Origin of the sequence: Neolewinella antarctica (assembly GCF_011927835.1) — a bacterium.
Taxonomy (GTDB): Bacteria; Bacteroidota; Bacteroidia; order Chitinophagales; family Saprospiraceae; genus Neolewinella; species Neolewinella antarctica.
On the sequence record NZ_JAATJH010000002.1, the window covers coordinates 793260 to 805789 of the forward strand.

Below are 12530 nucleotides of genomic sequence, written 5' to 3' on the forward strand. Positions count from 1 at the left end.
TTATTTTTCTTCGTTGTGGAGGGCAAAAGTAAGAATTTGACCGCACATGAAGATCAGGGGGCGCGGACGCGGGTGCGGGGGTTGGTGGGTAGGGCGCGGGCGGCGGGAAGTAACCACGGCTTAATGGTAGCTACGTGAACTTGATTGAACCGACTTTACTCGTGTTGACCATTCAGTACTGCTCGGTCCAACCGAACTTATCCATCGCGATTCGATCTTTCTCCCTACGGATAAACTCTAAGTAAGCCGCCGCGACGGGCGAGAGCTTTTTACTTTTTAGCCAGACCAAATCCCACTCCGTCGTTAGCGGCAGACCGGGTAACGGAACGATTTCCAGGTCGCCGTTCTTCAGTTCGTTCTTAATGCCGATGAGGGGCATGATGGAATAGCCCAGGCCGGCAATGATGGCCTGCTTTAATGCTTCGTTTGAGGTTAGTTCGATCTTTTTACCCGCGCGCGCACGCTTGTGGGACAAAAAATCTTCCATCGCGTCGCGGGTCGCTGAGCCCGCCTCCCGAAATAGTAGGGGATGTTTGGTGAGCGACTTGAGCGTCTTGGGGTGCTCGGCTCCATCCTTCGCCACTTCTCCGACCAAATAGAGTTTGTTGGGCATGAGCGACACGTGGAGGAGGTCGAGATTAGTCGGCACGACGGAGACCATGCCGAAGTCTGCTTCATTTTTTTCCAAATCGGCGACAACCTGCCGCTTATTGGTGACGTCCATGAGTAGGTCTACCTCCGGGTGCAAGTGCATGAAACCGCTGAGAAAATAGGGCATTACGTACTTTGCCGTACTGACGATAGACAGCCGGAGCCGCCCGGCGAGCCGGCCTTTAAAAATATTCGAGTTGTACTCAATGGCATCCACCTCCGCCAGAATGCTGTGGGCGGAGTTAACGATTTGCTGACCAAAATCCGTAATGTATAGTTGCTTACCAATCAGTTCCGTCAGCGGTAGATCGAACTGCTGCTGAAATTTTTTCAACTGAATGGATACGGCCGGTTGGGACAGGTAGAGCTCTTTAGCTGCTTTCGTGATGCTTTTATGCTCCGCCACCACGGTGAAAATACGCAACTGACGTAAGGTGAAATTCATATCTTTTGCTTATGGTTTGGATAGGTAATATAAAGGAATACTTATGAATGGTCGCCCTTACCTTTACCGTACCGAAGAGTAACACTGATTTAATTCACCACCTTATGAAGTACATAAAATTATGTTGCCTCCTTTTTCTTTGCTTGTTGACGGTTGCGCCCCTCAGCGCCCAGAATTCAGGCTTGGTCAGGTCCGGCGCGACGGGTGGTACGACTTATCTCGACCTACCCCTCGGAGAGCTCAACCTGGCACAACGACAGTGGCAGTCCGGCCAGATGGAACGAGCGTTAATAACCTATACGGGGGCGCTAGCCTGGCAGGCGAACTGGGTTCCACCGCTCATTCAGCGTGCAAATCTTCTGATGAAGATGGGTCGCAAAGCAGAAGCGCAAAAAGATATTATGCAGGCTAACCGGATTAATCCCCGCGCCACCGAGTTCTTTCTGGCCGAAGGAAAGGGTAATGTTGCCCCTTATCTCGCCCTCTATCCCGGTGAGTACTTTCGCCAGACCTACGCCGTAACCGACGCCGAGCCATCGCCACGGGACGCGACTTCGGTCTCGGATTTTCGCACCGCTCAGCACCGGACGATTGCGGGAAATGACTCGGTGTCGACGGCCGTGCAGGCAGTCCGGCACAAACTTGATCAGGACCTATCCGCCTCGGAAAGAAAGATTGACGACCTGCCGCGTGACTACCCCCAGGCCGTGCGGGCCATGCTGCTGGGGAACCTGGAATTTATGGGCCGGAATTACAACGATGCCATCGTCCTGTATTCCGCTGCCTTAGCGGTGAACGTAGAAAAATGGCCGGAACTGTATTACAATCGGGGGCTCGCCCACATCCTTATGAACGACTACGTCAGCGGTTGTCAGGACTTGAAGGAGGCTGAGAGAAGTGACGAGCTGCAGCTGGCCAAAACGATGTATGACTGCCTGTGTAATCTGTGACTTGATCGCATATCCATATTATCGTATTTTGAGTAGTCGGACAATTTTATTGTAACGTTCTGACGAGCGAGGTGGGCTGCTGTGTCTCCCCTTCAACCTTTGGGCGCGTCGACCCCATTGTAAGCCGGGGGAGAGGGTTTTAGAATGTTACTTTAATATTGTCAACATACTTACTCGGACAAATCAATTAATATTTTCTTTTGCTCCAACGGGTATCGCGCCTCCCCCTCTGCCCTCGGACGCGTCGACCCCGTCGTAAGCCCGGGGGAGAGGGTTACGAAACGTATGATTGATTTTATCCGATTATTTATTAGAGGTTCAGAAATTATTCACCAACCAACCCAATTAAATTATATCACCATGAAATATCCAATAAATATCGCACTGATCGTGCTAACTTCCCTATTCGCCTTAACTAGCTGCACCGTCGTCCGGGAAGGGGAGGTAGGCGTAAAGCGGACGTTGGGAAAATATCAGGATAAGTCCATCGGGCAAGGAATGGTAACGTTCAACCCACTGACCAGCGCGGTACAAAAAATGAGCACCCAGACGGAAAACCTTGAAGTTGAATTAAACCTGCCTTCCAAGGAAGGGCTTAATATTCGGGCGGCGATCTCTATTCTCTACAGCCTCGACGGTCAGAAAGCAGCCGAAGTTCTGCGCCAGATCGGTCTAAACTACGAACGCTCCGTCATTTTGCCCGTATTCCGCTCGGCGGTGGCGGATGTTTCCGCCCGTTATTTTGCTAAGGATATGCACACCGGCCAGCGGGGCGTCATTGAAGAAGCGATTAGGGAACAGATGATGACCAACCTGGCGGGGCGGGGCATCATCATCGAAACCGTCCTGGTAAAATCCATTCAACTACCGGTAAACCTGGCCCGCTCGATTGAGGAAAAGCTGGAAGCGGAGCAACAGTCGCTCAGAATGGAATTCGTACTCACCCAGGCCCGGCAGCAAGCCGATCAGCAGCGTATAGAAGCCGAAGGCACGCGGGACGCCCAACTCATCATCGCCGAGGGACTCACGCCGGAGATACTTCGCTTTAAGGCAATTGAAGCCTTTATGGCACTTTCCCAGTCGGCTAATGCCAAGGTGATCATTACCGGTGGTGATATGCCGATGATGATGAATGGAGATGAGGTTATGGCCGCACCGGTCCGCAAGTAAACTTGCGAAAGAAATGGAATAAAAATTAAGGTGAGTCTAGTTTCTTTCCATCACGAGCGTCGCGGTCATTTGCCGCGGCGTTCCTTTATTTATGGGACAAAAAATAATATATCAAGATAAAACGTAATTTATAGTACGCTAAAAGGTATCTTTACGGCGTTAAACAACGTATGTCTTCCTTTTAAGTATTCTGAACAACACAAACTCGTATAAATGAATTTTCTTAAGTATTTCCGTCGGCCCGCGCGCGCCGTTGCGGGCATCTCCACCATTGGCCTCACTTCCTGTAACCGTGGGTTTGGTTGCCCCACTAATTTTAGTTTGGGTGATGCTACCGCAGAGTTATTGGAGACTTTGCTAACCGTCGTTATCTCCTGCTGTTAGCATCAACCATCCCCGGGCCCCGGTGGTTAAGATCGCCAAACGTTGATACATGAACATTACCTGGCAACCCATCACCACCGTCCACGACGTGGAAGCCATTATCGAGCGCAGTAAAACTGTTCCCTGCTTCATCCTTAAGCACAGTACCCGTTGCCCCATCTCTTCCATGGCCATGCGCCGCTTGGAGTCTAGCTGGGATTTAGCAGATACACAAGTCGAAACTTACTATCTGGACCTGATTCGTTACCGCCCCGTCAGCAATTTTATTGCGGACGAATTTGGCGTGCGTCACGAGTCCCCCCAGGCACTATTTATTAAAAATGGTGTTTGCGTTCACAACGCCTCTCACCTGGACATTAATGTCGCCGACGTTAAGAAAGCCGCGTAAACAAATGGCGGAGAATCTCAATCCCGAAAATGAGTTATTCGTCACGGATGACGGCAGTCACAGTTTGCTGAGTCATCGCTTTGCCGTGGCGTACCATAGCCGCCACGGTGCCATTCAGGAAAGCCGCCACGTTTTCATCGAAATGGGGCTTAAAGCGCGGTTGGCCCAAACTAATGCTGACAAGATCAACATCCTCGAGTTAGGTTTTGGTACCGGTCTGAACGCTTACCTCACGCTGTTGTACGCTGAGGAGCGGCCTGACCTTAGCTTTGAATACTGCAGTTTCGAGAAGTATCCCATCCCGTTACTGGACGCGCAAACCCTCAATTACGCGGAGCAACTAGCGAAACCGCCGGCGACGTTCGTCAGTTTGCATTCATTGTCTGATGACGGTGAGCTCCATTCTCATCCCTCCGTCCCGAACTTTTCTTTGGCTAAGTCACGGTCAGATTTTCTCAGCGGTCCACCAGAGGGATGGCAGGGCGGAAAATTCGACCTCATTTACTATGACGCGTTCGCGCCCGCCAGCCAGCCCGAGTTGTGGACGCCGAAAGCACTAAAAATTTGCTACGATGTGCTGGCGACGGGCGGGATTTTCGTAACCTACTGCGCAAAAGGGCAGGTGAAGCGCGACTTACGCGATATTGGCTTCCGCGTCGAACCACTGCCGGGTCCCCCCGGAAAGCGGGAAATGACCCGTGGCGTGAAGTTGTAAGTAAAGTGCGTTGAACTACTCCTCAGACCTCATCAGTCTAAAGCCGCTTCATGAAACGGGGAAAGACGGCGGTTCCAGCACGGGATTGTTCCGAATGGTTAATCGCTTTCACGTTTGACTCATCATTCTCGGTCGGCGCGGCGTGTGGGCGGATCACGTTTAATTTACCCGCCTTGCCGTAGAGCTCGACGGACTTGCGGTTGTAAGCAAGTGCTGCCTCCTCCACGGTGGCGAACATGCCAATGTGGATGCTCTTCCGGTTCTTCGAGATGACCGCGCGGTAGCGGTTATTTTCTCGGTAGACACCGGTGTAGCCCAGCTTGGAGCTGGACTTGCGCTTGCGGCTAGCCTCGGCGCGCGACCGATATTCTAAGTTCTCGATGCGGCAATCAAGTTTGTTTCCGTTTTGGCAGCCAACGAGGTTCGCCTTAGCGTCGCGTTGGTTACTTAGGTAGCGCTCCGCGATGAGCTTGTGCAGGTAGATGGTTTCGGTGCGGTAACCCTGAGTGCCGTCGCGGCGGGGGTGCGTTTTCTGAAACACGACGCAGTGGGAGGAGTGAAGGCGCAAATTTGCGAAAAAATTTACCTCGGTTAGGTGTTGGTCCTGGAGTAGCTCTTCGTAAACTTGCTCGTCAATCAACGCTCGCTCCGTCGAGTTCTTGAGTAAAAGTTCTTTCATTACAAAATGATTTAAAGTACAATAATCACAAACAAACAGCGACGAAAGGCCCCGGGTAAAAACCCGGTTGACGCTGTTTCACAACGTTGAATGTAAATGTAAAGGTATTGTTGGCTAAAAACCTCATGGTTTTTGCTTAGTCAGGATTGAATCCGATTACAATTTGTATGAAATGTTGCCCATAATCGCTTAAAGAGCACACTATCAGTATGGATACGGACCATAAATACTTGTCACGAACGGTGCAATTAGCACTTTTAGCCAGCGGAAAGGTGCTCGATTCGCCACGGGTAGGTAGCGTTTTAGTTGTGAATGATACAATAATCGGAGAAGGTTATCACCGCCAGGGAGGGCAAGCCCACGCCGAAGTAAATTGTTTGAAAAGTGTGAAAGCGGCGGACCGTCACCGCATTCCCGACGCTACCCTCTACGTAAGTCTCGAACCCTGCTGCATCATCGGTAAAACGGGGGCCTGCTCCACCCTAATTCTGCAGCACGGCATCAGGACGGTCGTCGTCGCCCAGCGCGACAGCACGCCGGGCGTCGACGGCGCGAGTCTCGCCCTGCTGCGTGCGGCGGGCGTCACCGTCCGGGAGTATCCGGATTTCGTGGCGAGTATGCCCCGTAATGTCCTGGCACTCCCGATGGCAATCGGGACCGCGCCCTACCTTTTTCGGCACACGTTGGTCACGACCGGGCGACCTTACGTAACGCTCAAATTCGCGCAGTCCGCCGATGGCTTCCTCCGGCCCGCCGACCGGAAGGCTGCTTACTGGATTACCAACCCGATTAGCCGACGGTTAGTCCACCGCTGGCGATCGAGCGAGACGGGTATAATCGTTGGCGCCCGCACGGTAATCGAAGACGATCCTTCACTGACTACCCGCCTGTGGCCCGGGCCAGACCCCGTGCCGATCATTATCGACCCAAGGGGCCGCATCACGGGGCAGGAACGCGTGTTTCGTGGCCCGGTAGCTCCGATACTGTACACCTCTCTCGCGCCCAAATCGTTACCGAAGAATTCGGAAGCAACGGTCGTAATTATCCCCGCTGATCTGAAACTCGCAACGATTGAATTCATCCTACGTGACTTAGCCAAACGACGTCTTGCCAACGTGACCGTGGAGGGTGGGGCGGGGCTGCTGAATGCCTTCATTCGGCATGACCTCTGGGACGAGGCACGTGTGTTCACCGGGCCAAACGCATTGGGCGACGGATTGGCAGCACCCGAAATTCACCATAACCATCTTATCGACACCACCCGGATTGGCAGCGATCGATTAACCTATTTTAAGCGGTTACCTTAATTTGCTTGGTAAATTGGATATTTGCTACGCATAAAAGGAGAAAAATATACTTACGCATGATTGAAACGAAACTCAGTGAGCTAGGCAGAAACTTGGGCTTTCACCGGGGTACTTCTTCCGTGTTCGGCGTCTACGCCGGCTACCAGACTAATATTTTCCACGATGGCAAAGTGGACAGCACCGGTAACAAAACCATTTTCGTGCAGGCGGAGGAGATGACGGAAGACCAGCAAAATGCGGTGCTGGCATCAATAGAATCCCGGAAAAAAGAATTAAAATACAGCACGTTAACCGTAAACAGCGATGCCATCGTGCTACTATTCACGGAAAGTATCCGGACCACTAAGCCAGAGGTTATCCGAGCCGCGTTGGAGGCCGCCGGGGAGACCTTTGCCGCCAACGGCGTACAACCACACTTTGCACGGACGCCGGACGGTAGCTTCGGCCATTACGTGTTCGAGGGGGCGGGCACCGTCCTGCCGAAGGAGGAAGCTCAGACGATGCGGCACCGGTTGGATACGGATCGGGAGCAACGCTCTTTCGAAGAATCCGGTTACCTGTCGGGCGCCGTCGGCGCCTTTTTGGGCGGAATGATCGGGGTGATCGGCTGGGTGGCGCTCGCTTACTTTACGGGCTACATCACCGCTTTCCTGGCGATGGCTATCGTCTATTTATCGTGGATTGGCTACGGTAAACTCAACGGTAAAATGGGACTGCTTACTAAGCCAGTACTGATTGCCGTTAACTTGGTACTCATCGTCGTGGCTAGCTTCCTGACCGTGGCGGCGGAGACGCGCGATTACGGCCTCTCCGTATCCGATACGTTCGAATACGTGACGAGTGATGCGACGGTGCGTGAAGATTTTCTGGTCGGCTTGTTGCTTCCGTTACTCTTCATGGGCCTTGGCATCTTCTACGTCGTGCGGGAAGTCAACGTCAACGGACCGAGCATTGAGGATGCACCGCCGCTCTGACCGGCAACCTTGGAGACCTGTGTTTAATCCAGTTTCAGACACTCCAGAAATGCCTTCTGGGGCACTTCCACCTTACCGAACTGCCGCATCTTACGCTTACCGGCCTTCTGCTTATCGAGGAGCTTCCGCTTCCGGCTGATGTCGCCACCGTAACACTTGGCCGTCACGTCTTTGCGCATGGCCGAGAGTGTTTCCCGGGCAATTACCTTCGCGCCGATGGCGGCTTGAATGGCAATCATGAACTGCTGGCGGGGCAACAATTCGCGGAGCTTCTTACACATACCACGGCCGACGTACGAAGCCTTGCTGCGGTGCACGAGGGCGGAAAGCGCGTCTACTTGTTCGCCGTTTAGTTTGATGTCCATCTTGACCAAGTCGGTATCCTGGTAGTCCTTCGGCTGGTAGTCGAAACTGGCGTAGCCGCGGGTAACGGACTTGAGGCGGTCGTAGAAATCAAAAACGATCTCGGCGAGCGGCATCTCGAAGTGCAGCTCGACGCGCTCAGGGCTAAGGTAGGTCTGCTTAGTGAGCGTACCGCGCTTGTCGATGCACAGGTTCATGATCGTACCGATGTACTCGGTCGTCGTGATGATCTGTGCGTAAATCATGGGTTCTTCTACCCGCTGGCGGTTGTTCTGCTCGGGTAGTTCCGCCGGGTTACGGATTTCGGTGACCACGCCTTTCGTATCGGTCACGCGGTAGGTGACGTTGGGGACGGTCGTGATCACGTCCATGCCAAACTCCCGGAAGAGACGTTCCTGGACGATCTCCAAATGCAGCATCCCGAGGAAGCCACAACGGAAACCGTAGCCGAGGGCGGCGGAAGTCTCCGGCTCGAAAATGAGCGAAGCGTCGTTGAGCTGGAGCTTCTCCAGGCTATCCCGCAGGGGCTCGAAATCGTCGTTGTCCAGCGGGAAAATGCCGGCAAAAACCATCGGCTTAACTTCTTCGAAACCGGAAAGCATCTTGGCCGGGTTGTCGCTGGTCGTGATCGTATCGCCGACTTTAATCTCGGAGCTGTTTTTGACGCCGGTAATCACGTAGCCGACGCTACCGCAGGGCACGGTTTGCTGGGGCTTGGGGTTGATCTCCATCGCGCCGACTTCGTTGGCTTCGTATTCCGCGCCGGTAGCGATGAATTTCACGTCGTCGCCCTTGCGGAGGGTACCGTTCATGATCCGAACGTAAGCGATCACGCCGCGGAAGGGGTTGAATACGGAGTCGAAGATCAGGGCCTGGAGGGGCGCCTCGGGGTCTCCTTTGGGGGCGGGGACGCGTTCGACGACGGCCGTCATGATGTCCTGCACGCCGATGCCGGTCTTGCCACTGGCCTCGATGATGTCCTCACGGTTGCAACCGGTCAGTTCCATCATCTGGTCGGCCATTTCTTCGATGCGGGCCGTCTCCATGTCGACCTTGTTGAGAACGGGGATGATTTCCAGGTCGTGCTCCAGGGCCAGGAAAAGGTTGGAGATCGTCTGGGCCTGGATGCCCTGCGTAGCGTCGACGAGCAAGAGTGCGCCTTCGCAGGCGGCAATCGAACGGCTCACTTCGTAGGAAAAGTCCACGTGGCCGGGCGTGTCGATCATGTTGAAGACGTACTGCGTGTCGTCCAAATGCTTGTAGTGCATCTGGATGGCGTGGCTCTTGATCGTGATTCCGCGCTCGCGCTCGAGGTCCATGTCGTCGAGCTGCTGGTCCATCTTCTCCCGTTCACCGACGGACTGGGTAAAGTCCAACAAACGGTCGGAGAGGGTTGACTTGCCGTGGTCGATGTGGGCAATAACGCAAAAATTACGGATGTTCTTCATAGCTGGGGCAAAAATACGACGGGCGGGGTTGGCGGCGGGGCCGGCTCCGTCATGGGGCGGTTAATTTTAAAGCGGCGGAATCGGGTAGGGAACTAGGCGCGGTCGCGGGTGCAAAGTCGTTGCGTGGAAGAGCAATGTTTTGCGGGACGCACCGGACCGACTACCACTACGTCAAGCGATCCACCGTAGAACGCGGAAATGGGCTTTGGGTTGTTCCGTAATCCGCCGGCCGTCTCCCCCCTAAACCTCGCACCCGCGACCGCGCATTAATAGTCTGTGGTCTGTGGTCCTTAGTCTCCAATCCTAAAAATTATAGAGTAAGCCCAAACCTTCCGCCGTCGGACCGAGCGTGAGGGGCAGCGTACCGTTGAGTTTGGTGGCGATGAGGTAATTGACCAGGTCGAAAACAAATAAGAAGCTGCCCTGAAGCATGATACTGTTGCCAAACCCTTTCAACCGATCGCCATCCGCACCGGGCCGTTTGGCGCGCTCGGTCAGGTAAAGTCCGCCCAGTACGTAGCCGACGTCGAGGCCGGTGTTGAACAACAAAACCTTTTGAAATTGCTGGTGCTTCTGCAGGCTCGTCATTACATCCCAGACGGACGGGTCGGCCTGCACGGAACTGTAGTAGCCGAAGCCCGCGATAGCCAGATTGACGGTGTTCCACAGCGCGTTCATCTCGTGAAAACTGCGCGTGCTTCCCTCGCTACCATTCCGCAGTGCCAACCCCACGCCAATGTTGGCGACCGCCCAACCACCGAGCGTCAGCATGGCCGTGCGCTGGTGCGCCAAACTCGCCTCGTTGTACGCCATTAGTTCGGGCGCGCCTGCCTGTGCGGCGAGGGAATAGCTAATCAAGAAACAGGCAAACAGACAGCAGAAACGGTGGGTCGCGGTGAGGTGCATGGGAAGAGAATGAAACAGTTAGAAATTTAGAACTGGAGTTGGTACAGATCAATTGGTAGGCGGTAGGCGGTAGGCGGTAGGCGGTAGGGAAAGTAGGCGGGAATGGCAAACATAAGTAAAGTGTGTGTGTACCTGATTATACGCCGTCAACAGTAACCGCCTACCAGCCTACCGCCTACCAGCCTACCGCCTACCAGCCTACCGCCTACCAGCCTACCGCCTAATATCTCTTCCATGCAAAAAGAACTCCCCGAAAACGTAATCTGGCTAGTAGACGGCGACGAAGGCCGTTATGTACACAAGTACGAGCGCCAGCCCTACGCCCTCGGCGACGTCGCCACCTTTTTCGACTACCAGGAAAATGGCGATTTCGATTACGACACCGCCACCACCTGCCGCATCGAACGCGACGACGTTTACGGTGAAGTAGCCCGTAAAGTCTAAAGCCCAATGAATCTCCGCGCTCACTACCAGACGATCGTCCCCAACCTCTTCCGCCGAGTGCCCATCACCTACCGCCGCGAACGCATCGACACGCCCGACGGTGATTTTCTCGACCTAGACTGGCTCGATCACCCGGATAGCCGCAAACTCGTCATCCTTTCCCACGGGCTGGAGGGCGACAGTAGCCGCGTTTATGTCGCCAGTGCCGCCCGTTATTTTCGTGCGCACGGCTGGCACGCGTTAGCCTGGAACTCCCGCTCCTGCTCCGGTGAGATGAACCGCACGGACAAACTGTACAGCCACGGACAGTCGGAAGACCTGGAAACGACCGTCAACCACGCCCTCGCTACGGGGAAGTACGACCGAATCGTATTAGTAGGTTACAGTATGGGTGGTAACCTCACCCTCAAATATTTGGGTACGATGGGCGAGAACCGCCCGGCGGAGGTTACCCACGGCGTAGCTTTTTCCGCGCCCGTCTTCATCGAGCACAGCGCCGACAGCCTCGACCGACGCAGTAATTTTATCTACCGCAATAAATTTCGCCGCTCACTACTCGCCAAGATTATGGCCAAAGAAGCCCAGTTTCCCGGCCGGGTGGACCTAGCGGACCTCGAAAAAGTGAAAGTCTGGCGCGACTTCGACTACTACTTTTCCGCCCGCATTGGCGGCTACGACAACGTCGAAGACTACTACGCTTACCTTTCTTCCGGTAACTTCCTGGCCGGCACGACCGCCCCGGTCCTAATTGTCAACGCGACGAACGACCCCATCGTACCCCGCGCCTGTTCACCGCACGAACTCGCTAAAACGCACCCGCTCATCCAGTTGGAAGAACCCACCTGGGGAGGCCACGTGGGGTTCGCCCTCCGCGGCAAGCCTTACAACTGGATGGACGAGCGGGCGCTAGCGTTTGTCTCTCACGAAGAAAGCAAAGGACGGTAAAGTCACGTCGTCTACGTTTAGTCAATACCGAATCATGCTCTACCGCGCGCTGGTCTCATTATTATTCTTGTCCGGCTGGTCGGTACCCACGTACGCGCAGAACAACGTACACCCCGCGGAAAGCTGGACGACCCACACCTGCGGGGAAGGCAAAAAAGATTATTCGCCGGGCCACACCACCGGCTGGGGCGAAGCGGGCACCGGCTACGACTTGGCGCTGGTGATCACCGACGAAGCTTGGTACGACCCCGCTCCCCTCGGTCGGGACGCAAAAGATTGGTTGAAGGCGGCCGGAGTGAGTTATTACAGTTTTTGGCGGCCTACGACTTGGCCAAAGAACCACCTCAGCGCCCTGGTTGGCTTCCGAATGTTGGCGGACCGGCAGTACGAAGCGTGTGCCTACGTTAACGACGCGGAGGGCGGGTTTAAATTTGGTGGCGAAACGGTGGCTGCGGTCGGCGACACCGTTTACGTTAGTCTGCGCGTGCTTGCTAACGTAGCGACTTACCGGATTTCCTGCCAGGGGAAAACGCAAAAAATTGCCTTCGAGAACTTTGCCGCCGCGGGTCGCCACGTCGCGGTAGGGCCGTGGCACGGCGGAAGCTTACCCGCCCCGGCCCCCACTAGTCTACGGACAAGTTTTCGGTGGGTGGCCGCAACGGGGGAAGACCGCTAATTGTCTAACGACCAATTAATCCTCAACCGGCGCCATCGTGCGCCCAACACGTGAGCTCATGCGTGATTCAAATCAATTAGGTAGC

Annotated in this window: 14 protein-coding genes; 10 read left to right on the top strand and 4 right to left on the bottom strand. The window is 54.6% G+C overall.

The window, feature by feature from the left end:
- Positions 1–172 precede the first annotated feature (172 nt).
- Positions 173–1096 carry a LysR family transcriptional regulator gene (locus GGR27_RS08460; protein ID WP_168036984.1) on the bottom strand — a complete coding sequence of 308 codons (924 nt, stop codon included), beginning with the start codon at positions 1094–1096 and terminating at the stop codon, positions 173–175.
- A gap of 104 nt (positions 1097–1200) precedes the next feature.
- On the opposite strand from GGR27_RS08460, the gene GGR27_RS08465 reads away from it, so the two are divergent.
- The 5 genes from GGR27_RS08465 (at position 1201) to mnmD (ending at position 4703) form a co-directional block, all read left to right on the top strand.
- The gene (locus GGR27_RS08465; RefSeq protein ID WP_168036985.1) at positions 1201–2046 is read left to right on the top strand and encodes a tetratricopeptide repeat protein; all 846 of its coding nucleotides are present in this window, start codon (positions 1201–1203) and stop codon (positions 2044–2046) included.
- 360 nt (positions 2047–2406) lie between these two features.
- Positions 2407–3216 carry a prohibitin family protein gene (locus tag GGR27_RS08470; RefSeq protein ID WP_168036986.1) on the top strand — a complete coding sequence of 270 codons (810 nt, stop codon included), beginning with the start codon at positions 2407–2409 and terminating at the stop codon, positions 3214–3216.
- A gap of 213 nt (positions 3217–3429) precedes the next feature.
- Positions 3430–3600, top strand: a complete 171-nt coding sequence (locus GGR27_RS08475) for a hypothetical protein (RefSeq protein ID WP_168036987.1) — start codon at positions 3430–3432, stop codon at positions 3598–3600.
- 49 nt (positions 3601–3649) lie between these two features.
- The gene (ytxJ, locus tag GGR27_RS08480; protein WP_209037902.1) at positions 3650–3988 is read left to right on the top strand and encodes a bacillithiol system redox-active protein YtxJ; all 339 of its coding nucleotides are present in this window, start codon (positions 3650–3652) and stop codon (positions 3986–3988) included.
- A gap of 4 nt (positions 3989–3992) precedes the next feature.
- Positions 3993–4703, top strand: coding sequence for a tRNA (5-methylaminomethyl-2-thiouridine)(34)-methyltransferase MnmD (gene mnmD / locus GGR27_RS08485; RefSeq protein ID WP_168036988.1), 711 nt, complete (start codon positions 3993–3995; stop codon positions 4701–4703).
- Between the two features lie 37 nt (positions 4704–4740).
- Here the strand turns inward: mnmD and GGR27_RS08490 are convergent, their stop codons facing one another.
- Positions 4741–5382 (bottom strand): AP2/ERF family transcription factor, encoded by a 642-nt coding sequence (locus tag GGR27_RS08490; RefSeq protein WP_168036989.1) that lies wholly within the window; start codon positions 5380–5382, stop codon positions 4741–4743.
- Positions 5383–5591: 209 nt separating this feature from the next.
- Here GGR27_RS08490 and ribD point away from each other — a divergent pair, with 209 nt between their 5' ends.
- Positions 5592–6689: a bifunctional diaminohydroxyphosphoribosylaminopyrimidine deaminase/5-amino-6-(5-phosphoribosylamino)uracil reductase RibD gene (gene ribD / locus GGR27_RS08495; RefSeq protein WP_168036990.1), complete on the top strand. Its 1098-nt coding sequence runs from the start codon at positions 5592–5594 to the stop codon at positions 6687–6689.
- Positions 6690–6745: 56 nt separating this feature from the next.
- Positions 6746–7663 (top strand): hypothetical protein, encoded by a 918-nt coding sequence (locus GGR27_RS08500; RefSeq protein WP_168036991.1) that lies wholly within the window; start codon positions 6746–6748, stop codon positions 7661–7663.
- Between the two features lie 23 nt (positions 7664–7686).
- Here the strand turns inward: GGR27_RS08500 and lepA are convergent, their stop codons facing one another.
- Positions 7687–9474 carry a translation elongation factor 4 gene (lepA, locus tag GGR27_RS08505; RefSeq protein WP_168036992.1) on the bottom strand — a complete coding sequence of 596 codons (1788 nt, stop codon included), beginning with the start codon at positions 9472–9474 and terminating at the stop codon, positions 7687–7689.
- Positions 9475–9777: 303 nt separating this feature from the next.
- A complete protein-coding gene (locus tag GGR27_RS08510; protein WP_168036993.1) occupies positions 9778–10380 on the bottom strand; it encodes a DUF6992 family protein in 603 nt (200 codons plus the stop codon).
- Positions 10381–10614: 234 nt separating this feature from the next.
- Between GGR27_RS08510 and GGR27_RS08515 the strand changes: the two genes are divergently transcribed.
- Genes GGR27_RS08515 through GGR27_RS08525 form a run of 3 tightly spaced genes read left to right on the top strand, consistent with a single transcriptional unit; the run spans position 10615 to position 12445 of the window.
- Positions 10615–10824, top strand: a complete 210-nt coding sequence (locus GGR27_RS08515; RefSeq protein ID WP_168036994.1) for a hypothetical protein — start codon at positions 10615–10617, stop codon at positions 10822–10824.
- 6 nt (positions 10825–10830) lie between these two features.
- Entirely contained in the window at positions 10831–11769 is a 939-nt protein-coding gene (locus GGR27_RS08520; RefSeq protein ID WP_168036995.1) for a YheT family hydrolase, read from the top strand.
- Positions 11770–11803: 34 nt separating this feature from the next.
- Positions 11804–12445, top strand: a complete 642-nt coding sequence (locus GGR27_RS08525) for a hypothetical protein (protein ID WP_168036996.1) — start codon at positions 11804–11806, stop codon at positions 12443–12445.
- Positions 12446–12530: the final 85 nt, after the last annotated feature.

What these genes read in the sequence shown, in the direction of transcription:
- GGR27_RS08460 (WP_168036984.1), bottom strand. Translation starts at nt 1,096, where the DNA reads ATGAATTTCACCTTACGTCAGTTGCGTATTTTCACCGTGGTGGCGGAG.
- GGR27_RS08465 (WP_168036985.1), top strand. Translation starts at nt 1,201, where the DNA reads ATGAAGTACATAAAATTATGTTGCCTCCTTTTTCTTTGCTTGTTGACG.
- GGR27_RS08470 (WP_168036986.1), top strand. Translation starts at nt 2,407, where the DNA reads ATGAAATATCCAATAAATATCGCACTGATCGTGCTAACTTCCCTATTC.
- GGR27_RS08475 (WP_168036987.1), top strand. Translation starts at nt 3,430, where the DNA reads ATGAATTTTCTTAAGTATTTCCGTCGGCCCGCGCGCGCCGTTGCGGGC.
- ytxJ (WP_209037902.1), top strand. Translation starts at nt 3,650, where the DNA reads ATGAACATTACCTGGCAACCCATCACCACCGTCCACGACGTGGAAGCC.
- mnmD (WP_168036988.1), top strand. Translation starts at nt 3,993, where the DNA reads ATGGCGGAGAATCTCAATCCCGAAAATGAGTTATTCGTCACGGATGAC.
- GGR27_RS08490 (WP_168036989.1), bottom strand. Translation starts at nt 5,382, where the DNA reads ATGAAAGAACTTTTACTCAAGAACTCGACGGAGCGAGCGTTGATTGAC.
- ribD (WP_168036990.1), top strand. Translation starts at nt 5,592, where the DNA reads ATGGATACGGACCATAAATACTTGTCACGAACGGTGCAATTAGCACTT.
- GGR27_RS08500 (WP_168036991.1), top strand. Translation starts at nt 6,746, where the DNA reads ATGATTGAAACGAAACTCAGTGAGCTAGGCAGAAACTTGGGCTTTCAC.
- lepA (WP_168036992.1), bottom strand. Translation starts at nt 9,474, where the DNA reads ATGAAGAACATCCGTAATTTTTGCGTTATTGCCCACATCGACCACGGC.
- GGR27_RS08510 (WP_168036993.1), bottom strand. Translation starts at nt 10,380, where the DNA reads ATGCACCTCACCGCGACCCACCGTTTCTGCTGTCTGTTTGCCTGTTTC.
- GGR27_RS08515 (WP_168036994.1), top strand. Translation starts at nt 10,615, where the DNA reads ATGCAAAAAGAACTCCCCGAAAACGTAATCTGGCTAGTAGACGGCGAC.
- GGR27_RS08520 (WP_168036995.1), top strand. Translation starts at nt 10,831, where the DNA reads ATGAATCTCCGCGCTCACTACCAGACGATCGTCCCCAACCTCTTCCGC.
- GGR27_RS08525 (WP_168036996.1), top strand. Translation starts at nt 11,804, where the DNA reads ATGCTCTACCGCGCGCTGGTCTCATTATTATTCTTGTCCGGCTGGTCG.